The sequence below is a fragment of the Roseococcus sp. YIM B11640 genome, from assembly GCF_049727625.1.
Lineage (GTDB): Bacteria > Pseudomonadota > Alphaproteobacteria > Acetobacterales > Acetobacteraceae > Roseococcus.
This window is the reverse complement of sequence record NZ_JBBJOZ010000002.1, coordinates 139,002-159,141: the sequence shown is the minus strand read 5'-3', so window position 1 is coordinate 159,141 and position 20,140 is coordinate 139,002. Positions and strand designations below refer to the sequence as shown.

21 protein-coding genes and 1 tRNA gene are annotated in these 20,140 nt (G+C 70.8%); 12 read left to right on the top strand and 10 right to left on the bottom strand.

Annotated elements, in window-relative coordinates:
* Positions 1 to 30: 30 nt before the first annotated feature.
* The 3 genes from WJM96_RS08210 to WJM96_RS08200 are packed head-to-tail and all read left to right on the top strand — an operon-like array spanning position 31 to position 2,914.
* Positions 31 to 1,005 (top strand): tripartite tricarboxylate transporter substrate binding protein, encoded by a 975-nt coding sequence (locus tag WJM96_RS08210; protein WP_424811985.1) that lies wholly within the window; start codon positions 31 to 33, stop codon positions 1,003 to 1,005.
* 14 nt (positions 1,006 to 1,019) lie between these two features.
* Positions 1,020 to 1,433 carry a tripartite tricarboxylate transporter TctB family protein gene (locus tag WJM96_RS08205; RefSeq protein ID WP_424811984.1) on the top strand — a complete coding sequence of 138 codons (414 nt, stop codon included), beginning with the start codon at positions 1,020 to 1,022 and terminating at the stop codon, positions 1,431 to 1,433.
* Entirely contained in the window at positions 1,430 to 2,914 is a 1,485-nt protein-coding gene (locus WJM96_RS08200; RefSeq protein ID WP_424811983.1) for a tripartite tricarboxylate transporter permease, read from the top strand. The genes WJM96_RS08205 and WJM96_RS08200 overlap by 4 nt, the downstream gene beginning before the upstream one ends.
* Here the strand turns inward: WJM96_RS08200 and WJM96_RS08195 are convergent.
* Positions 2,901 to 3,392, bottom strand: coding sequence for a thioesterase family protein (locus tag WJM96_RS08195; RefSeq protein ID WP_424811982.1), 492 nt, complete (start codon positions 3,390 to 3,392; stop codon positions 2,901 to 2,903). The genes WJM96_RS08200 and WJM96_RS08195 overlap by 14 nt on opposite strands.
* 3 nt (positions 3,393 to 3,395) lie before the next feature.
* Positions 3,396 to 4,100, bottom strand: coding sequence for an RraA family protein (locus WJM96_RS08190; RefSeq protein WP_424811981.1), 705 nt, complete (start codon positions 4,098 to 4,100; stop codon positions 3,396 to 3,398).
* Between the two features lie 116 nt (positions 4,101 to 4,216).
* Here WJM96_RS08190 and WJM96_RS08185 point away from each other — a divergent pair, with 116 nt between their 5' ends.
* The 3 genes from WJM96_RS08185 to WJM96_RS08175 are packed head-to-tail and all read left to right on the top strand — an operon-like array spanning position 4,217 to position 8,512.
* Entirely contained in the window at positions 4,217 to 5,593 is a 1,377-nt protein-coding gene (locus WJM96_RS08185) for a carbohydrate porin (RefSeq protein WP_424811980.1), read from the top strand.
* Positions 5,547 to 6,206: a DNA-3-methyladenine glycosylase family protein gene (locus tag WJM96_RS08180; RefSeq protein WP_424811979.1), complete on the top strand. Its 660-nt coding sequence runs from the start codon at positions 5,547 to 5,549 to the stop codon at positions 6,204 to 6,206. Before WJM96_RS08185 ends, WJM96_RS08180 begins: the two co-directional genes overlap by 47 nt.
* A 14-nt stretch (positions 6,207 to 6,220) precedes the next feature.
* Positions 6,221 to 8,512 carry a xanthine dehydrogenase family protein molybdopterin-binding subunit gene (locus WJM96_RS08175; protein WP_424811978.1) on the top strand — a complete coding sequence of 764 codons (2,292 nt, stop codon included), beginning with the start codon at positions 6,221 to 6,223 and terminating at the stop codon, positions 8,510 to 8,512.
* Here the strand turns inward: WJM96_RS08175 and WJM96_RS08170 are convergent.
* Entirely contained in the window at positions 8,509 to 8,838 is a 330-nt protein-coding gene (locus tag WJM96_RS08170) for a cupin domain-containing protein (protein ID WP_424811977.1), read from the bottom strand. The two genes, WJM96_RS08175 and WJM96_RS08170, sit on opposite strands and share 4 nt — an antisense overlap.
* A gap of 39 nt (positions 8,839 to 8,877) precedes the next feature.
* Here WJM96_RS08170 and WJM96_RS08165 point away from each other — a divergent pair, with 39 nt between their 5' ends.
* Complete coding sequence (locus tag WJM96_RS08165) at positions 8,878 to 10,032, top strand: aminotransferase (RefSeq protein ID WP_424811976.1); 1,155 nt, start codon at positions 8,878 to 8,880, stop codon at positions 10,030 to 10,032.
* Here WJM96_RS08165 and hydA read toward each other — a convergent pair.
* The 5 genes from hydA to WJM96_RS08140 are packed head-to-tail and all read right to left on the bottom strand — an operon-like array spanning position 10,029 to position 14,642.
* Positions 10,029 to 11,474: a dihydropyrimidinase gene (gene hydA, locus WJM96_RS08160; protein ID WP_424811975.1), complete on the bottom strand. Its 1,446-nt coding sequence runs from the start codon at positions 11,472 to 11,474 to the stop codon at positions 10,029 to 10,031. The two genes, WJM96_RS08165 and hydA, sit on opposite strands and share 4 nt — an antisense overlap.
* 52 nt (positions 11,475 to 11,526) lie before the next feature.
* Positions 11,527 to 11,826: a hypothetical protein gene (locus WJM96_RS08155; RefSeq protein WP_424811974.1), complete on the bottom strand. Its 300-nt coding sequence runs from the start codon at positions 11,824 to 11,826 to the stop codon at positions 11,527 to 11,529.
* Between the two features lie 41 nt (positions 11,827 to 11,867).
* Positions 11,868 to 12,503, bottom strand: coding sequence for an MBL fold metallo-hydrolase (locus WJM96_RS08150; RefSeq protein ID WP_424811973.1), 636 nt, complete (start codon positions 12,501 to 12,503; stop codon positions 11,868 to 11,870).
* 31 nt (positions 12,504 to 12,534) lie between these two features.
* The gene (locus tag WJM96_RS08145; protein WP_424811972.1) at positions 12,535 to 13,917 is read right to left on the bottom strand and encodes a sensor histidine kinase; all 1,383 of its coding nucleotides are present in this window, start codon (positions 13,915 to 13,917) and stop codon (positions 12,535 to 12,537) included.
* Positions 13,917 to 14,642, bottom strand: coding sequence for a response regulator (locus WJM96_RS08140; RefSeq protein WP_424811971.1), 726 nt, complete (start codon positions 14,640 to 14,642; stop codon positions 13,917 to 13,919). Before WJM96_RS08140 ends, WJM96_RS08145 begins: the two co-directional genes overlap by 1 nt.
* Positions 14,643 to 14,745: 103 nt before the next feature.
* On the opposite strand from WJM96_RS08140, the gene WJM96_RS08135 reads away from it, so the two are divergent.
* Positions 14,746 to 14,831 (top strand) — tRNA-Leu (locus tag WJM96_RS08135).
* On the opposite strand, the gene WJM96_RS08130 is transcribed toward WJM96_RS08135, so the two are convergent.
* Together WJM96_RS08130 and WJM96_RS08125 are read right to left on the bottom strand one after the other, a co-directional pair.
* A complete protein-coding gene (locus WJM96_RS08130) occupies positions 14,794 to 15,000 on the bottom strand; it encodes a hypothetical protein (RefSeq protein WP_424811970.1) in 207 nt (68 codons plus the stop codon). The genes WJM96_RS08135 and WJM96_RS08130 overlap by 38 nt on opposite strands.
* Positions 15,001 to 15,033: 33 nt before the next feature.
* The gene (locus WJM96_RS08125) at positions 15,034 to 15,795 is read right to left on the bottom strand and encodes a DUF899 domain-containing protein (protein ID WP_424811969.1); all 762 of its coding nucleotides are present in this window, start codon (positions 15,793 to 15,795) and stop codon (positions 15,034 to 15,036) included.
* Between the two features lie 83 nt (positions 15,796 to 15,878).
* Here WJM96_RS08125 and WJM96_RS08120 point away from each other — a divergent pair, with 83 nt between their 5' ends.
* The 4 genes from WJM96_RS08120 to WJM96_RS08105 all read left to right on the top strand — a co-directional run bounded on the left by WJM96_RS08120 (position 15,879) and on the right by WJM96_RS08105 (position 20,113).
* Positions 15,879 to 17,087: a hypothetical protein gene (locus WJM96_RS08120; RefSeq protein ID WP_424811968.1), complete on the top strand. Its 1,209-nt coding sequence runs from the start codon at positions 15,879 to 15,881 to the stop codon at positions 17,085 to 17,087.
* A 10-nt stretch (positions 17,088 to 17,097) separates the two neighbouring features.
* Positions 17,098 to 17,730, top strand: coding sequence for a hypothetical protein (locus tag WJM96_RS08115; protein ID WP_424811967.1), 633 nt, complete (start codon positions 17,098 to 17,100; stop codon positions 17,728 to 17,730).
* A gap of 71 nt (positions 17,731 to 17,801) precedes the next feature.
* A complete protein-coding gene (locus WJM96_RS08110) occupies positions 17,802 to 18,701 on the top strand; it encodes an oxygenase MpaB family protein (RefSeq protein WP_424811966.1) in 900 nt (299 codons plus the stop codon).
* A gap of 170 nt (positions 18,702 to 18,871) precedes the next feature.
* Positions 18,872 to 20,113 carry an NAD(P)/FAD-dependent oxidoreductase gene (locus WJM96_RS08105; protein ID WP_424811965.1) on the top strand — a complete coding sequence of 414 codons (1,242 nt, stop codon included), beginning with the start codon at positions 18,872 to 18,874 and terminating at the stop codon, positions 20,111 to 20,113.
* The last annotated feature ends 27 nt before the right edge of the window (positions 20,114 to 20,140 follow it).

The window sequence follows — 20,140 nt, the reverse complement described above, 5'->3', positions numbered from 1 at the left end:
TTTCGTTGGGACGCCGACAGGATCACGACCATGCAACGACGCGCGCTTCTCGCCGCCACGACCCTTCTTCCCCTGCCCGCGACGGCCCAGGGCTTCACGCCGCAGAATCCGGAATGCATCGCCGGGGCGGCCCCGGGCGGCGGCTTCGACATCACCTGCCGGCTGACCGCGCGCATGCTGAACGAGACGGGCATCGTGGGGCCTGCCATCCGCACGCAGAACATGCCCGGCGGCATCGGCGCGGTCGCGATCAACCACATCAACGCGCAGCGTCGCGCGGACCCGAACGTGATCGTCGCGGTCTCCACCGGTTCCTGGGTGAACATGGCGACAGGACGCTTCGGCCGCTTCGGCGAGAACGACGTTCGCTGGATCGGAACCATCGGCGCTGACTACGGCGTGATCGCGGTGAAGAAGGACAGCGCCTTCCAGAATCTGGGCGACCTCGTGACCGCGCTGCGCGCCAACCCCGCCGGCGTTCCCATGGGGGCCGGCGGCGCCGTGGGCAGCCAGGACTGGACCAAGGCCGCGCTGATCGCGCGCGCGGCGGGCGTAGACCCACGCCGCATGCGCTACGTTCCCTTCGAGGGTGGCGGCCAGACGCTGGCCGCGCTGCTCGGCGGACATATCCAGATGGCGCCGGTCGATGCATCCGAGGCGCGCGGCCAGTTCGAGGCGGGCGAGATCCGGCTGCTGGCCGTTCTTTCGGCGGAACGGCTGCCCGGCGCGATGGCCGCCGTGCCGACGGCGAAGGAGCAGGGCTTCGAGGCGGAATGGCCCATCGTGCGCGGCTTCTACGGCCCGCCGCAGATGCCCGATGCCGCCTACAACTTCTGGGTGGAAGCCATCCGGAAGCTGCAGCAGCACCCGGCCTTTCCGGAGCAGCGCGCGGCACAGGGCCTCTTCGAGTTCAACATGTCGGGCGCCGAGTTCGACGCGCTGGCCAAGCGCCGTACGGCGGAGTTCCGGCAGCTGGCGCGCGACGTGGGGCTGATCAGCCAGTGATTTCCGCGGATCGCGTGCTGGGAGTTGTCCTGCTCGTCCTGGCCGGCGGCGCGATCTGGGCCGCCCAATCCTGGGAGGTGCCCTTTGCGGCCGACCCGCTCGGTCCGCGCGGCTTTCCCTCGGCCGTCGCCGTGGTGCTCGGCGCCTGCGGATTGCTGCTGCTGATCGCGCGCGGCGCGACCTTCGAATGGCCCGAGCGGAAGCTGGCGCCCTTGCTGTTGGTCGTCGCTATGGTCGCCTATGCGTTGGTGCTGGAGACGCTCGGCTTCCTCATCGGCACGGCGCTGCTGGCGGTGGCCGTCGCGCTGCTCTTCGGCGCGCGTCCCCTGCCCGCCCTGCTGACGGGTGCCGCCACCAGCGTGGCGCTCTGGGCGCTGTTCGACCGGCTGCTGGACCTGCCCCTGCCGAAGGGACTGCTCGGCGCATGATGGACACGCTGAACGCACTGGGTGGCGGGTTTGCCGTGGCACTGGTGCCGACGAACCTGGCGCTCGCCTTCCTCGGCTGCATCATCGGCACGGCCATCGGCGTGCTGCCCGGCATCGGGCCGCTGAATGCCATCGCGCTGCTGCTGCCCTTCTGCCTCGCGCTGCGCCTGCCGCCCGAGAGCGCGCTGATCCTCCTCGCCGCCGTCTACTACGGCTCCGGCTACGGCGGGCGCATCACGGCAATCCTGCTCAACATGCCGGGCGAGCCTTCGGCCGTGCTCACGACGCTGGATGGGCATCCGCTCGCCAAGCAGGGGCGTGGCGGTGCGGCGCTGGCCATATCCGGCATCGGCAGCTTCCTGGGCGCCACCCTCTCGGTGGTGCTGATGAGCTTCCTGTCCGTGCCGCTGGCCCGCGTGGCGGTCGCTTTCTCGCCGGCGGACTACGTGGCGCTGATCGCCTTCGCGCTCTCGCTGCTGGGCGCGGTCGGCGGCGCGTCGGCGCCCAAGGCCTGGGCGGCGGGAGCGCTCGGCGTGATGCTGGCGCTGGTGGGGGTGGATTCCGGCACGGGCGTCGAGCGCTTCACCGGCGGCTCGCTGGAGCTGCTGGGCGGGCTGGACTTCACGGTGCTCGCGGTCGGCCTCTTCGCCATCGGCGAGATCCTGCTGCTGATCGAGAGCAACCTGCGCGCCGAGGCGGCCAAGATCGGCGGCGGGAAGCGCCTCTCCCTGCGGGAGATCGTCTTCTGCCTGCCCGCGATGTTCCGCGCGACGGGCATCGGCTTTGTCATCGGCGTGCTGCCCGGGGCCGGCGCCTCCGTTGCCTCCGCCCTCTCCTACACGGCCGAGAAGCGGTTGCACGAGAGCGAGGGCACCTTCGGCAAAGGCGATTTGCGCGGCGTCGCGGCACCCGAGACGGCGGACAACGCGGCGCAGATCGGCAACCTGGTGCCCATGCTCTCGCTCGGCATCCCGGGCTCGGGCACCACGGCCGTGCTGCTGGGCGCGCTGCTCATGTACAACATCACGCCGGGCCCCTTGCTGTTCACGCAAAGGCCGGACGTGGCCTGGGGCCTCATCGCGTCGATGTACATCGGCAATGCGATGCTGCTGCTGCTGAACCTGCCGCTGGTCGGCGTCTTCGCACGGCTGCTGACGGTGCCGGCCTGGGTGCTCTATCCGGGCGTGCTGGCGCTGAGCTTCGCGGGCGTCTACGCCGTCAGCAACTCGGCCTTCGACCTGCTGGTCGCGATCGGCTTCGGGCTGATGGGCTGGCTCTTCCGCAAGCTGGACGTGCCGCTGGTGCCGATCGTGCTGGGTTTCGTGCTCGGCCGCATGCTGGAGGACAACCTCCGCCGCGCGCTCTCGCTCTCGGATGGAAACGTGATGGAGCTCGCGGCCTCGCCGGTCTCCATCGCGCTCTGGGTGATGACGCTGGCGGCCATCCTCTGGCCGCTGCGCCGCAGGTTCACTTCCGCTTGAGGGCCAGGCGCTTCGGCGTCTCGCCCGTCGCGTACTCCGCGAACTTCGCCATGATCTCGGGCGGCCAGGTGCTCACCTTCCGCAGTCCGAGATCCACGCAGAGGTAGAGCACCTCGTGCTCGGACGCCGTCCAGCCCTCGGTGAGATGTGTCATCCGGTGACGGCAGAGCAGGCGCTTCTCGTCGAAGGAGATGACACGGCTGGCACCGCCGATGGGCATGCCCTCCAGCATCTCCCGCTGGTAGTCGAGCCAGGCTTCCGCCGCGAAGGTGCCGAGGCCCCGGTCGCGCAGCGGCTTTCCCAGTCCGATATGGGGCCAGAGCCGGTCGGTCTGCAGGTCATAGGCGACGAGGTAGTTGCCCATGTTCATGTGCTTGTAGCCATCCACCCATTCGGGACGGACAGACGCCAAGGGCTGGTCCCAAAGGAACCAGCCCTCCACGATACGCGGCGCGGGGCCGTTCTCGACGAACGGCACCGTTCAGTGGATTTCGTCGGACTTGGACAGCGCCTCGCGCAGCTTGCCGATGTCGAAGTCGGGCCGCTTGGCCATCTCCAGGATCACGGCTTCCTTGCGCGTCAGCAGGTCGATCGCGGCCGGCAGGGCCTTCACGGCATCGGCCGGGATCACCACGGCGCCGTGGCGGTCCGCGTGTACGACCTCGTCATGGTTCACGGCCATGCCGTGGACGGTAACCGGGCGGCCCCAGTCGACGATGTGCACGAAGGCGTGGCTCGGGTTGATGATGCCCAGGAGCTGGAAGCCCGGCGCCACCATGTCGAGGTCGCGGATCGAACCGTTGGTGACGCAGCCGAGCGCCTTCAGGCCCTTGTGGACCGTGGTGTTCACCTCGCCCCAGAAGGCGCCGGTGCCAGGGACGTCGTCGAGATCCTGCAGGACGACGACCGTCGGCATGTCCGTATTGGCGACATATTCGTACCAGCCGATGCGGGAGGCGCGGTCCGCTTCCTTGGTGCGGCCGTGCGGGAACTGCGCGCGAATGGTGCCGACGCGGGCCGGGCCGCAGATGGGCGACAACGACGGATGCGCGCAGTCGAAGGTCCGCACCGTGTAGCCGTAGCCGCGGCGGGCCGGAACCACGAGCTCCAGCGCATTGCAGATGGTGGGCGTATCCCAGGCGCAGAGCGCATCGAGATCGGCCTGGGTGTATGGACGCTGGGTCATGTGTTCCTCCGGTGAGGGCCGCAGCTTCGGGGGATGCGCGCCGCCCGTCAAACCCGCCCGTGACGTTTTCGAGTCGAACTTGCGGGACGGCATGGCGCCGGTCTAGGCGAGGGCCGATGCGCCGGCTCGCCCTCCTCCTCATGCTCCTCTGCCCCGCGGTCGCCGGGGCCCAGACCGGGCGCTACGGCTCGGGCGGCGTAGCCAATATCGGCCCGCCGGAGGACGCCCTGATCCCCCGCGCGGCCGAGCTGCAGGACCGGCTGGAGGAGCAGGGCTGGCTGCTGCGCGGCCAGGCGACCTTCATCCTCCAGGGCCATCCAGGCTTCACCTCGCCCTACCGCGCGGAGGGGAGCCTGACGCCCGCCCCCCAGGCCCGGAACACGCTCTCGACCGACCTCATCCTCGGCCGGCGGCTGTGGCACGGGGCGGAGATCATCGTGAATCCCTCGGTCACGCGGGGGTTTGGCCTGTCCAACTCCACGGGCGTGGCAAGCTTTCCCAATGGCGAGGCCTTCCGCCTCGGCACCTCCGAGCCGAACTTCTACGTGCCGCGCGTCTTCTTCCGGCAGACCATCGGCCTGTCCGGCGACACGGTCCCCTCGGATGACGACCCGCTTCGCTTCAGCGAGCCGATGGCGCGAGAGCGCATCACCTTCACCATCGGCAAGTTCGGCGCCTGGGACATCTTCGACGACAACCGCTACGCGCACGATCCGCGCACCCAGTTCATGAGCTGGGCGCTGGTGGGCGGCGGCGCCTTCGACTATGTGGCCGACGCCCGCGGCTATACCGAGGGCGCGGCGCTGGAATGGGAAAACGGGCGCTGGGCCGTGCGCGGCGGCGCCTTCCGCGTGGCGCGCGAGGCGAACGGCCTCTGGCTCGACCCCTCGGTGATCCGTGCCTTCCAACTCATCGGTTCGGTGGAGCGGCACTGGCGGATCGGTGAGCGGGAGGGCGCGCTGCGCGTGATCTACGGCGCCTCGCGCACGCGGCAGTCCACCTGGCGAGACCTCGAGAACAACGGCTTCGACACCTTCAGCAAGAACCCGACGGGCTACCGGCTGAAGCACAACGTCACCCTCTCCTTCGACCAGCAGATCAACGAGGATTTCGGCGTCTTCGCGCGGCTCTCCTGGAATGACGGGCGCACGCAGAACTGGATGTTCACCGAGATGGACCGCGCCATCAGCTTCGGCGGCGCGCTCACGGGCGGCCGCTGGAACCGCCCGCGCGACACCCTGGGCCTCGGCACCAATATCGGCTTCATCAGCGCCGGCCGTCAGCGCTACCTGGAGCAGGGCGGGATCGGCTTCATCACTGGCGACGGGCGGCTGAACTACGCGCCGGAATGGGTGACCGAGGTCTACTACGACGCGCGCGTGCTTCCTGGGGTCAACGCGGCCCTCGGCTATCAGCTTGTGGTGAACCCGGCCTATAATGCGGACCGTGGCCCCGTCTCCATCTTCAGCTTCCGCCTCCGCACCGCTTTCTGACGGCCGGGCCGAGCTCTTCGCGCTGGAGCCTCGCTTCGCGGGCATCGAGGAAGCGGCGGGGCCCCTGCCCTGGCGCACGCGGCCGCGCGGCTTCGCGGGCATCCTGCGGACCATCTGCGGCCAGCAGATCAGCAACCAGGCGGCCGGCGCCATCTGGACGCGGCTCTCGGCGCTGCCGGGCGCGCTGACGCCGGAGGGGCTGCTGGCCCTGGACGACGCCACCCTCTGCGGCGTCGCCGGCCTCTCCCGCCCCAAGGCCGCGCATGCGCGCGCCCTGGCGGAGGCCTGCCTGGACGGGCGGCTCGATTTCGCGCGCATGCAGGGCCTGCCGGACGCCGAGGCCATCGCGATGATGAGCGCGGTGCGGGGCCTCGGGCCCTGGACCTCGGAAGTCCACCTGCTCTTCGCCGAGGGACGCCTGGACGTCTTCCCCTCCGGCGACATCGCGCTGGCCAATTCGGCACGCCATCTCTTCGCGCTGGAGGACCGGCCGAAGCCGGTGGCCCTGGCGCGCATGGCCCTGGCCTGGTCGCCGCAGCGCTCGCTCGCGGCCCGATTGCTCTGGCACCACTGGCGGCACGTGACGGGTCGGCCTTTAATCGAGGACCCCTGATAAGGATGACAGGCATGGAGATGGACGTCGGGCGCTTCGGCAGCGGACGCGCGGTGCGCCGCGTGGAGGACAAGGCCCTCCTGGAAGGCCAGGGCCGCTTCACCGAGGATTTCGCGCCCGCGGGCGTCTCCCACCTCGTCTTCCTGCGCAGCCCGCACGCCCATGCGCGCATTCTCTCCATCGACACCGCCCCGGCGCTGGAGATCCCCGGCGTGCTGGCGGTGCTGACGGGCGATGACCTCGCCGCCGCCGGCGTGAAGCCGATGACGGCCGGCCTGCCCTTCAAGCGCTCCGACGGCTCGCCGCTGCAGGCCCAGCCGCAGACGCTGCTCGCGACCGGTACGGTGCGCTTCGTGGGCGAGCCGGTGGCCGCCGTGATCGCCGAGACCGTCGCCGCCGCGCGCGACGCCGCCGAGGCGATCTGGGTGGACTACGAGGAGCTGCCGTCCGTCACCGTCATTTCCCAGGCCGCCGCCGACCCGGCGCTGGTCGTGGCCCAGACGCGCTATGGCGACGAGGCCGTCGCCCAGGCCGGCTTCGACAAGGCCGCGCATGTCGTGGCCGTGGACATCGCGAACCAGCGCCTGGCTCCCGCGCCCATGGAGCCTCGCGTGGTCCTGGCCGAGGACGATGCCGCCACCGGCCGCATCACCGTCCGCCTCAGCAGCCAGATGCCGTCCACCGCGCGCGACCAGCTGGTGGACCTGCTGGGGCTGGAGAAGGGCACCGTGCGCGTCGTCATCGGCGATGTGGGCGGCGGCTTCGGCATGAAGACCAACCTCTACCCGGAGGACGCGGTCGTCGCCTTCGCCGCGCGGCGCGTGCAGCGCCCGGTGAAATGGGCCGCCACGCGCATCGAGGACTTCCTCTCCGCCGTGCATGGCCGCGACGTGGACAGCCGCGCCGAGATGGCCCTCGATGCGGAGGGCAAGGTGCTGGCACTGCGCGTGCGCGGCTTCGCCAATGTCGGCGCTTATCCGCGCAATTCCGGCATCGCGATCCAGCTGCTCATCGGCCCCTGGGTCTCGACCAGCATCTACGACATCCAGACCATCGACTTTGCCTTCACAGCGCTGATGACCAACACGGCGCCCACCGGCGCCTATCGCGGCGCGGGCCGGCCCGAGGCCATCTACATCATCGAACGGCTGATGGACGTCGCCGCCCGCAAGATGGGCCTGGACCCGGCCGAGCTGCGCCGGCGCAACATGATCGCGCCCGCGCAGATGCCCTACCGCAACGCCATGGGCCAGACCTACGACAGCGGCGCCTTCGAGCAGATGCTGGACCAGGGCCTCAAGCTCGCCGACTGGGGCGGCTACGAGGGGCGCGCGGCGGCGTCCTCCGCGAAGGGCAAGCTGCGCGGACGCGGCATCGCCACCTTCCTGGAATGGACCGGCGGCAATGCGCTGGAGGAACGCGTGACCGTCGCCGTGAAGGGCGATGGCGGCATCGAGATCTACGCGACCACGCAGCAGATGGGCCAGGGCATCGCGACCAGCTACGCGCAGCTCGCCGTCGATGTCTTCGGCGTGCCGATCGAGAAGATCAGCATCGTCATGGGCGATTCCGACCGTGGCACGGGCTTCGGCAGCGCGGGCTCGCGCTCGCTCTTCACCGCGGGCTCGGCCGTCAGCGTCGCCTCGGGCAAGGCCGTGGACCAGGGCAAGGAACTCGCGGCCGATGCGCTGGAAGTGGCCTCGGCGGATGTGGAGTACCAGGCGGGCGTCTTCCGCGTGGCCGGCACGGACCGGGAGATCGGCCTCTTCGAGGTCGCGGCGAAGCAGCCCGAGGGGCGGATCTTCATCGACTCCACCACCAAGGTGGACGGCCCCACCTGGCCGAACGGCTGTCACATCTGCGAGGTCGAGATCGACCGCGAGACGGGCGAGATCGACGTCATCTCCTATGTCTCGGTCAATGATGCGGGCCGCGTGGTGAACCCGATGATCGTGGAAGGGCAGATCCAGGGGGGCGCGCTGCAGGGCCTCGGCCAGGCGATGTGCGAGGCCGTGGTCTACGACCCCGAGAGCGGCCAGCCGCTCAGCGCCAGTTTCCAGGACTACTGCATGCCGCGCGCGGATGTGCTGGTGGCCGGCTATGTCACGGCGCTGGACCAGTCCGTGCCGTGCAAGACCAATCCGCTCGGCGTGAAGGGCGTGGGCGAGCTCGGCACCATCGGCGCCACGCCCGCGCTGGTGAATGCGGTGGCGGATGCGCTGGCCCGCGCGGGGCGGAAGACTCAGGCGGACACGCTGCAGATGCCGCTGACGCCACCCAGGGTCTGGTCGCTCTTCGCGGCCTAGCCCGGCGGCATGTGGACCGCGAGCCACAAGGTCTCGCGGTCCGTCCACGCCACGCGGTGGCGGCAGCGGGCGGGGAGGATGGCATAGTCGCCGGCCTCCATCCTTCGCTCCGTCCCGTCCTCGAAGCCGAGCACGGCGGCGCCGGCGACGAGCAGCACGAACTCGTCCCATTCCTGCTCGTACCACAAGCCCGGCGGGCTGGCCGCGCCGCGCGAGAGGATGCGCTCGACCCGCGCGCCGCCGCCCGCCAGCAGGTCCTGGAAGGTCTCGCCGCCCTCGTCTGGGCGCGTGCCGCCCTCCGCCAGCCTGCCGAAGATCGCCGTCATGCCCTGGTTCCCGCCTGCGCCCGGTGCCAATTTGGCCTCATGCCTGCCTTCTCTCCCACGATTCTCGAAACCGCCGACCCGGCCATCCCCACCGCCCGCGCCTGGGCGGCGCGCTATGACGGCGCGCGGGGCCGGGCGCTCGACCTCACCCAGGCCGTCCCCGGCTACCCGCCGCATCCCGAGCTGATGCGCCGCATCGCGGAGGCCGCGGGCTCGCGCGACACGGCGGGCTACGGCCCCATCAATGGCGACGAGGCGCTGCGCGCGGCGCTGGCCGAGGATGTGGGCGGTTTCTACGGCGCCGCCATCGCGACCGCCGACGTCGCCATCACCGCCGGCTGCAACCTCGCCTTCGCCATGACGGCCAAGGTGATCGCCAGCCCCGGCGACAACCTGCTGGTCCCCACGCCCTGGTACTTCAACCACCAGATGGCCCTCTCCATGTCGGGCATCGAGGCGCGCGCCCTGCCCTGCCGCCCCGAGGACCGCTTCGTCCCCGACCCGGCCCGCGCCGAGGCGCTGATCGACGGACGCACCCGCGCCATCCTGCTGGTCACGCCCAACAACCCGACCGGCGCCGTCTATCCCCCCGAGGTGATCCACGCCTTCGCGGCGCTCGCGAAGCGGCGCGGCCTCTGGCTCATCCTGGACGAGACCTATCGCGACTTCCTCTCCGAGGCGGATGGCCCGCCGCATGCGCTGTTCCAGGATCCGGAATGGCGGGACGGGCTCGTGCACCTCTACAGCTTCTCCAAGGCCTACTGCATTCCGGGCCACCGGCTGGGCGCCGTGGTGGCGGGGCCAGCCTTCCAGCGGCAGCTCGCCAAGGCGCTCGACACGCTCCAGATCTGCCCGGCGCGGCCGGCCCAGCGGGCGGTGGCCTGGGCTGTGCCGGCGCTGCGGGAGTGGCGCGCGGGCAACCGCGCCATCATGGAGGCCCGCGCCGCCGCCTGCCGCGCCGCGCTCAACGCCGACTGGATCGACGCGATGGGTAGCTACTTCGCCTATCTGCGCCTGCCGGATGGCGCGCCGGACGCCATGGCGGCCGCCGAGACGCTGGCCGCCGAGCGTGGACTGCTCTGCCTGCCTGGCCCCTTCTTCGGGCCAGGGCAGGAACGGCATCTCAGGCTGGCATTTGCCAATGCGGAGGCCGAGCGGCTCGCCGAGCTGCCGGGACGGCTGGCGGGCATCTAGCCCGCCCGCGCCGCGTCGAACCCGTTCGCCAGCACGCCGCGCGGCTTGATGAAGTCATAGGGGCCGCGCGGCAGGAACTGCGAGGTGCCGGGCTCCGCCTGCACCACGCCGTCGCGCATCACGACCTCGCCGCGGCGGATCGTGACCTGCGGCCAGCCGACGACCTCCAGCCCCTCATAGGGCGTGTAGTCGACCACATGCTGCATCATGGCGTTGGTGATGGTGCGGCGCGCATGGGGGTCCCAGATGACGAGGTCCGCATCCGCGCCGATCGCGATGCGGCCCTTGCGCGTCGCGAGGCCCATGATCCGCGCCGGGTTCGTCGCCGTCAGCCGGACGAAATCGTCCAGGCTGATGCGCCCCTTGGAGACGCCCTCGCTGAACAGGATGGGCAGGCGCGCGGCGAGGCCCGGGATGCCGTTCGGAATGTCGCGGAACACGGCGTCGCGCCCGTTCTGCGCCTTTCCCTTGTCGCCCTCGAAGCTGAAGGCGCAGTGGTCCGACGAGATCACGTCCAGCGTGCCCTTGCGGATCACCTCCCACATGCGCTCGTGCTCGGCGGCGTCGCGGGGCGCGGGGCTGCACATGAACTTGGCGCCCTCCAAGCCGGGGCGGTCCATATCGGCCGCGGTGAGCGTCAGGTATTGCGGGCAGGTCTCACCCCAGACCTTCACGCCGCGCGCCTGGGCGCGGGCGATCTCCTCGGCGACCTCGGCGCAGCTCACATGGAAGACCTGGATGGGCTGGTCCACCAGCTCGGCCAGCGCGATGGCGCGGTGCGTCGCCTCGCGCTCCACCACGGGCGGGCGCGACCAGGCGTGGTACTTCGGCGCCGTCAGACCCGCCGCGAGCAGCGCCTTGGTGCGCCAGTTGATCGCGTCGTAGTTCTCGCAATGGACGGTGACGAGGCAGCCGTTCTTGCGCGCCGCCACCAGCACCTTGAGGTACTCGGCGTCGTTGAGGTGCACGTTGTCGTAGGTCAGGAAGACCTTGAGGCTGCGGATACCCTTGGCCACGAGCTGCGGGATTTCCTTCTCCAGCACCTCGTCCGTCGGGTCGGCGATGATCTGGTGGAAGCCGTAGTCGACCATGCCCTTCTGCGCGCGGGCCGAGGCATCGGCATGGCGCTCCAGCACGCCGCCGCCCTTCCATTGCGGAATGAAGCAGACGACCGAGGTGGTGCCGCCCGCGAAGGCGGAGCGGCTGGCGGTGACGAAGCTTTCCTCCGCCACGCCGCCGGGCTGCGCTTCCTCGATATGGCAGTGCGTGTCCACGCCGCCGGGCAGGACCAGCAGGCCCTCGGCGGAAATCGAGGGCGATGCCGCGTCCAGCTTCTCGCCCAGCGCCACGATGCGGCCGGCCTTGACGCCGATGTCGCAATGCATGGTCCCGAGGCCGGTCGCGACCTCCCCGCCGCGCACCACCAGGTCGAATTCCGCCATGCCCATCCCCTTCAGAAGCGGCGGCGAAGATGCCGCCTTCGGGGCCAGGAGGCTAGAACCGGGTGTTGCCCTGATTGATCCAGGCGAACCAGATCGGCACCAGCGCGAAGAGCACAATGGTCAGGGAAGCGGCAAGCAGCAGCGTCTGGTGCCACTCGCGCCGCGCAAAGCCGGCGGCGACGAAGGCGCCCACCAGCCCCGCCAGCAGGAAGGTGATGCCGTAGATGGGCCAGAAGACGAGGATCGCGACGAAGGTGGTGTCGATCATCGCCGCAACCGCGACCATCACGGCCCAGGCCAGCACCGCCCCGAGCAGCCCGGCGCCGAGCCGGCTGCCATAGGATCTCCGCATCCCCGCCCTCCCCTCCTGGGAAGGATCATTCTGCCAGCGGATCAGCCCTGCAGGAAAGGATTGGTCCGTCGCTCCGTGCCGAAATCCGAGCCTGGGCCATGGCCGCAAACGAAGCCGATATCGTCGCCCAGCGGCAGCAGCTTGGTCTTGATGGCGGAGATCAGCGCGTCGTGGTCGCCATAGGGGAAGTCCGTCCGGCCGATGGAGCCCTGGAAGAGCACGTCGCCCACGAAGGCGATGCGCAGCTTCTCGCTCACGTAGACCAGGCTGCCGGGCGAATGGCCGGGGCAGTGCAGGATGGCGAATTCCTCGCCGCCGAGGGTGACCTTGCCGCCCTCCTCCAGCCACCGGTCGGGCACGAGGTTGCGCGCCTCGAGCCCATAGGCCTTGCCCTGGTTCTCCAGGTGGTCGAGCAGCATCTTGTCGCCGATCTGCGGGCCGATGACGGCGATGCCCGTCTTCTCGCGCAGCTCGTCCGCGCCGCCGGCGTGGTCGATATGGCCGTGCGTCAGCAGGATCTGCGTCAGCTTGAGCCCGTTCTTCTCCAGCGCGCCGAGGATGACGTCCACATCCCCGCCCGGGTCGATGACCGTCGCCTCCTTCGTCTCGTCGTCCCAGACGAGGGTGCAGTTCTGCTGGAAGGCGGTGACGGGGATGATACCAGCCTTGAGGGCCATGGGATGCTCCTGGAAGCGCCCCAACGGCCTATCACCCGGGCAGGCGCACCGCCACCCTCAGCCCCTGCACGGCCCCGCAGGGCCCCACCCGGTTGTGCAGCGTCACCTCTCCGCCATGGGCCCGCAGGATGCTGCGCACGATGGTAAGGCCGAGGCCGGTGCCGCCCGTCTCGCGGTTTCGGCTGCCCTCGATGCGCTGGAAGGGTTGGAACACCGCCTCCATGGATGCCTCGGGAATGCCCTGCCCGTCATCCTCCAGCAGCATGAGGATGCCGTCCTCGCGCCGCTCCAGCTTCATGCGCGCCGCCTCGCCATACTTGATCGCATTGCCGACCAGGTTGCTCAGCGCACGTTTCAGCGCCACCGGGCGCACGCGCATGACCAGATGCTCCGGCCCCTCGAAGGTGATGCGCTCGGCGCTTTCGGGGTGCGCGTCGGCGGCCTCGTCGAGCACGGTGCGGACCAGGCTCACCAGGTCCACGGCGGTCGCGGGCTCGTGCGCCGCATCGTCTCGCGCGAAGGCGAGCGTGGAGGCGATCATCGCCTCCATCTCCGCGAGATCGGCCAGCATCTTCGCGCGCTGCTCGTCATCGTCGAGGAACTCCGCGCGCAGGCGCAGCCGGGTGATGGGCGTGCGCAGATCATGGCTGATGGCCGCCAGCATCTGCGTGCGGTCGGCCACGAAGCGGCGGATATTGGCCGCCATCGTGTTGAAGGCGGCGGCCGCTGTCGCGACCTCGGCCGGGCCGGCCTCCGGCATGGGGGGTGCGTTCACGTCGCGCCCCAGCCGCTCGGCGGCCGCCGCGAGCTCGGCCACCGGCCGCGTCAGCCGCCGCACGCCCCAGAGGATGAGGATGGCCGCGGTCACCGACATGGCGATGAAGGCCACCAGGAAGGTATCCGAATGCCAGGGCCGCGGCAGCGGCGAGCGGAAGGTGAGGTTCAGCCATCCCTGGTCCGGGAAGCGCATGGAGACGGCGAAGCTGTCCGGTCCGAGCCCGCCTGCCTTCACCTCGGCCGGGCGGTAGCGGCGGGGCGGCGCTGGCATGCCGGGCGGCGGCGGCCCCGCCCCATCGATGCGGAAGACGCGCCCCAGATGTGGGGGCACGTGCGGCAGGTCCGGCGGAAGCGTCGCGACGGGGTCGAGCGAGGCCGTGAGCGTGGAGGGCAGATCCACATCCGCCAGGATCGCCGCGCGGCGCTCTGGCGGCGAGATCACCAGTGCGCGCCACAGGTTGAAGGCGCGCACCGAGGCCTCGCGGCCCGAGGCCTCGCGCTGCAATTCCACGCGGTCGAAGGCGTGGATCGTGAGTCCGAGCGCCTGCACGGCCATCAGCCCCAGGATGAGGACCAGCGCCGTCCGCCCCGCGAGGCTCGCCGGCCATAGGCGCCAGGCCGCCGAAGGCGAGGACACTAGGCGCGCTCGACGTTGGCCGACAGCACGTATCCGCCACCCCGCACGGTCTTGATGACGGAGGGGTTGCGCCCATCATCCTCCAGCTTCCGCCGCAGGCGCGAGACGGCGACGTCGATCGCGCGGTCGAAGGGGCCGGGCTGGCGGTTGTGCAGCAGGTCCATCAGCATGTCGCGCGTGAGCACCCGGTTGGGGCGCTCCAGCAGCGTGGTCAGCAGCTCGTACTCGCCGCCGGTCAGCGGCACCTCGGCGCCCTGGGGGTTGAGCAGGCGGCGACGCGCAGGCTCCAGCTGCCACCCCGCGAAGCGGACCATGGCGGTGGTGTCCTCCGGCGTGCCGCTGGAACTGTCGGCGCCCTGGGCGCGGCGCAGGACGGCGCGGATGCGCGCCAGGAGCTCGCGCGGGTTGAAGGGCTTGGCCACGTAGTCGTCGGCGCCGAGCTCCAGCCCGACGATGCGGTCCGTCTCCTCCCCCATGGCGGTGAGCATGACGATGGGAACGTTGGACTGCGACCGCAGCCAGCGCGCCACGTCGAGCCCCGATTCGCCGGGCAGCATGAGGTCGAGCACCACGAGGCTGTAGCGGGCCAGCGGCCAGATGCGCTTGGCCTCGCGCGCATCGCGGGCCAATGTGACGCGCAGGCCCTGCTTCTCCAGGAACTTGCCGAGAAGCTCACGGATCTCGCGGTCGTCGTCGAGGATGAGGATGTGCGGAGCGGGTTCCATGGGGCCCATGTTACAATCGGGGGCGGTTTCAGTACGTACCCGATTGTAACAGACCTGTGGGGCATTTGCCGCCGCGCGGTGCCTCATGCTAACCGGGCCGCGCGCGGGCGTGGTGGAATGGTAGACGCAGCGGACTCAAAATCCGCCATCCTCACGGATATGTCGGTTCGAGTCCGACCGCCCGCACCAATCCTATCGCCGCCTCTTCAGCCATTCGACCGCCGCCGCGAGCGCCGCATCGCGCGACGGGAAGACGCAAGGTACCGTCCGCGCGTTCGAGGAGGTCGAGGCAGCGGTTATGCTCCTCGTTCTCCAGGCTCTCGAAGGCGAGCCAGTCCGGCAGGAAGCTTCTGGGCATGACGCGATCCTAGAAGTCCCCGCGACAAGCGAACTACGCGTCGTACTCGTCGTGCCGGCGCCACCACATGCCCTGCTCGTTCCGCCCCAGCGGCGCGCGGTCGAGCCAGGGATACATCCCCCAGAGCGCATCGAGCCCGCGCGCATAGGTGGAGTAGGTGTGGAAGACCTCCCCTCCCTGGCGCGCGAAGGCCGATAGCCCCGGCCGTTCGCGGACGAAGCCCGCCGGATCCGTCCCGCAGCAGGCCGCCGTCTCGACCACGGGTGGAGGCAGCTCGGCGAGGTCCATCGGATGGCGGCCGCTCTGATAATTGTAGCCGCCCGTCCCCGCGCGCTGCTGGGCCTCGGTGATCGAGACGCCGTGGTCGAAGTTGAAATCGCTGCCGAGCGACGACGCCCAGGGGAAGCTCCACCCCATGCGCTGGCGATAGGCCAGCAGCGTGGGCAGCGGCGCGCGCGAGACGGCGAAGAACGAGACGTCGTGGTTCGCCAGATGCACCCGCACCCCGTCGAACCCGTCCGCGATGGCCGAGCAGGAGGGGCAGCCCGCCCGGAAATCCGGCCCGAACATGAAGTGATAGACCAGCAGCTGCGACCGGCCCCGGAAGAGCTCCGCCAGCCCCTGCCCGCCTTGCTCGGTCTCGAAGCGATAGGGCTTCTCGACCTTCACCCACGGCAGCGCCTGGCGCTGGCGCGCCAGCGCATCGCTTTGCCGCGTCAGGGCCTTCTCCGCCTCCAGCAGCTCCAGCCTCGCGGCCAGCCATTCCTGGCGCGTTCCCACTCTTTGCATCGACATGCTTGCCTCCTTGGCTGCTTGCACGGTGAATGGCTACGTCCGCGCTTCGGAGGCCGGGGAGTGACAAGTCTGACGCGATTGCCATGGACTCGCTGATCACCGCCGCCGGACGGGCGCTGGCGGCGGGCGATCCGCTGGCCGCGCTCAACCTCGTGGCGCTGCGCGAGGACGCGCCGGCACTGGCCTTGCGCGGCACCGCCATGGCGCAGCTCGGCGACCTCCCGCGCGCGACCCTGCTGCTTCGCCGCGCCGCCCGCGCCTTCGGCCCGCGCGAGGCCCTGGCACGGGCACGCTGCGTGGTAGCGGAGGCGGAGGTCGCGCTCGTCTCGCGCGACCTCGGCTTTCCCACCCGCGCGCTGGAGGCGGCACGCGTCTCGCTCGAAGCCCATGGCGACCACGCCAATGCCGCGCATGCCGCGGGCCTCGCCGCGCGGCGCCTGCTGCTGCTGGGCCGGCTCGACGAAGCGGAACGGCGGCTCGCGGCGCTGGATACCGCCGCGCTGCCCGCCGCCGCGCGCGCGGCCCATGCGCTGGCCGAGGCCGGCATCGCCATCCGCCGCATCGACACGCGCCGCGCCACGGCGGCGCTGGCCGCAGCCGCGCGGGCCGCGCGCATTCCCGGACAGGTCGCGGAGGTGGAGGCGGCGCAGCGCCTGCTGGAAAGCCCCGCGGCCCGCCGAATCGCGCGCGGCGAGGAACGCCCTCTGCGCCTCGCGGAGGTCGAGGCGCTGCTGGCCTCGGACGCGCTGGTGGTGGATGCCTGCCGCTACGCGCTGCGCGGCGACGGCGTCGTGCCGCTTGCGCGCCGCCCGGTGCTCTTCGCCCTCGCCCGCGCGCTGGCCGAAGCCTGGCCGGGAGACGTCCCGCGCGAAACGCTGATCGCCCGCGCCTTTCGCGCCCGCCATGCCGACGAATCCCACCGCGCCCGGCTCCGTGTCGAGATCGGCCGGTTGCGCGCCCTGTTGCGGAAGGCCGCCACCATCACCGCGACGCCCCGCGGCTTCGCCCTCGCACCACGCGGCGGGCGGGAGGCCATGGTGCTCGCCCCGCCCGTGGAAGGCCCGCATGGCGAGGTGCTGGCGCTGCTGGCGGACGGGGAATCCTGGCCGAGCTCTGCCCTGGCGCTGGCGCTCGGCAGCAGCCAGCGCAGCGTGCAACGCGCGCTCGATGCCCTGGCGGCAAAGGGCCAGGTGCGGCCCGTGGGCGCCGGTCGCGCGCGCCGCTGGATGACGCCCACCCTCGCCGGAATCACGACGAGCTTGTTACTCCCGGCCCCACTGCCGCCTGGATAGGCTCCGGGGTATGAAACGCACCCCAGCCCAGATCCTCCGCGAATACGGCCCCTTCGAGGGCGTCGATTCCATCGGAGGCGTGACCTTCGACGGGAGCCGCGTCTGGTTTGCCTCCGGCGACCGGATCAACGCCCTCGACCCCGACAGCGGCGAGATCGCGCGCACCCTTCCGGTGCCGGCCCATGCGGGCACGGCCTTCGACGGGACCCACATCTTCCAGATCGCGGAGGACCGCATCCAGAAGCTGGACCCGGACACGGGCGAGGTACTGGCCAGCATACCCGCCCCGGGCGGCGGCAAGGATTCCGGCATGGCCTGGGCGGAAGGCACGCTATGGGTCGGGCAATACCGCGAGCGCAAGATCCACCAGATCGATCCCGAGACGGGCGCCATCCTCCGCACGCTGGAATCCAACCGCTTCGTCACGGGCGTGACCTGGGTGGGCGCCGAGCTCTGGCACGCCACCTGGGAAGGCGAGGAAAGCGAGATCCGCCGCATCGAGCCCGTGACGGGCGAGGTGCTGGAGGCCATGACCATGCCGGAAGGCGTCTTCGTCTCGGGCCTGGAGGCGGACGCGAAGGGCCGGCGCTTCTTCTGCGGCGGGGCCGGCAGCGGCAAGCTTCGCAGCGTGCGGCGGGGGTGATGGGCATGTGCTGCTGCGGCGGATATGGCGCGGCGGCTGAAACCCTCGGCGCCGCCGGTTATTATTCAGGCATGATAGCGCAAGGCATTCTCGAGGAACCGCTGGACCGCATGGGCGCGCGCCTGATGGCCGCGCCCGGCCTGGCGGATTTCGATTACGCCAAGCCGGCCGGCGCGCCGGCTCTGGTGGGGCCGGACTCGGTCTCCTGGCAGATTTTCAAGAACCCCGTGGCACTCTTCGTCGGCGGCGTCGCGGCTGTGCTGCTGGAGCTGGCCGAGCCCGCGGTGCGCAGCGGCGTGTGGGAGCATTCCTCCTTCCGGCGCGAGCCGGTGCCGCGCCTGCAGCGCACCGGCGCCGCCGCCATGATGACCGTCTACGGCCCGAGCGAGGCCGCGCGCCGCATGATCGCGGGCGTGGTGCGCCGGCACGAGGCCGTGGAGGGCGCAACCCCGGCCGGCGAGGCCTACCGCGCCAACGACCCGAAGCTGCTCGACTGGGTGCAGGCCACGGCCACCTTCGGCTTCGCGGGCGCTTATGACCGCTACGTCCGCCCGCTGGGCCCGAGCGGCCTCGACCGCGCCTTCGCGGAGGCCGAGCCGGCAGCCCGGCTCTACGGCGCCACGGGCGCGCCGCGTTCCTGGGCGGAATGGGAATCCGCTCTGGAGCGGATGCGCGATCGGCTGGAGCCTTCGCCCATCGTCGACGAATTCCTGGGCATCATGCGCGATGCACCGGCGCTGCCGCGCGTGATGCGGCCGCTGCAGCGGCTGATGATCCGCGGCGCGGTGGACCTGCTGCCTGGGTGGGTGCGCGACAGGCTGTGGCTGAGCCAGGCCGGGCTGCGCCGTGGCGAGGCCTGGCTGCTGCAGCGCGCGGCCGGTCTCGCGGATCGCATCGTGCTGCGCTCCGCGCCTCCCGCCCAATCCTCCCTGCGGCTCGGGCTGCCCGCCGACTACCTCTATAAATCTTGATTTTTCTGACGTTTATGGCTATTGGCAGAGCACCAAGGGGCCCAGTTGCGTCCGCCCTGCCCGCACCTTGGGCACGGGTTGGAAAGTAAGATGGTAAGATAGTAAGGCGGCGGACTTTCCGTCCTGGCCGATCCGATCCAACCTCTGGGCCAAAGACGGAAGTTGGGTGAATGACTCAGTCGGTGATGGTTCTGGGCGCCGGAATGGTGGGCGTCTCGGTGGCGCTGCATCTCAAACGGCGCGGCTTCGATGTGGTGCTGGTGGACCGCCAGGGCCCAGGCGAAGGCGCTTCCTTCGGCAATGGCGGGCTGATCCAGCGTGAGGCGGTGTTCCCGCACGCCTTCCCGCGCTCGGTTTCCGAACTGATCCGCATCGCGAAGAACCGGGCGGTGGATGTCTCGTACCACACGACGGACCTGCCCGGCTTCGCGGTGCCCCTGCTGCGCTACTGGTGGCATTCCGAGCCCGCGCGCTACCAGCGCACGGTCGAAGCCTGGGCCAAGCTGATCGAGACCTGCGTGGACGAGCACCTGGCGCTGGCCGAGGGCACGCCCGCCATGGATGTGCTGCGGCCCATCGGCTGGCTGCGGCTCTACGGCAACCAGCAGGCGCTCGACGCGGCACTGGCGCAGGCCGAACGCGCGCACAAGGAATACGGCGTGAACTACCGCGCGCTGGACGCAGCGGCGATCGCGGAGGCCGAGCCCTCGCTGCTGATCCGCCGCCCCGGCGGCATCCACTGGACCGACCCGCTGTCGGTCAGCGACCCGCATGCGCTGGTGATGGCCTATTTCCACCTCTTCGCGCAGGAGGGCGGCCGCTTCGCGCTGGGCGACGCGACCACGCTGGCGCAGGCCGGCTCCGGCTGGCGGGTGCAGACGCAGGAAGGGCCGGTCGAGGCCGAGCGCGTGGTCGTGGCGCTGGGTGCCGCGGCCGAGAAGGTGACCAAGCCGCTCGGCTATGACCCGCCGCTGTTCGGCAAGCGCGGTTATCACATGCACTACCGGATGCAGGGCAATGCGGTGCTGAACCGCCCGGTGATCGACACCGACAGCGGCTTCGCGCTCATGCCCATGCGCGCCGGCATCCGCCTGACCACCGGCGCCGAGTTCGCCGGCACGGATGACGAGCCCACGCCCATCCAGCTCGAGCGCGCCGAGCCCGTGGCGCGCAAGATCCTGCCGCTGGCCGACCGCGTGGATGCCAAGCCCTGGATGGGCGTCCGGCCCTGCATGCCGGACATGCTGCCCGTCATCGGGCCCCTGCCCGGCAAGCCAGCGGTCTGGTGCGCCTTCGGGCATGGCCACCAGGGCCTGACGCTCGGCCCCACCACCGGGCGCCTGGTGGCGGAGATGATGAGCGGGGACGCTCCCTTCGTGGATCCCGCGCCTTACAGGCCCGAGAGGTTCTGACTGCAACTTCCGGGCGTCCAGGCCGTC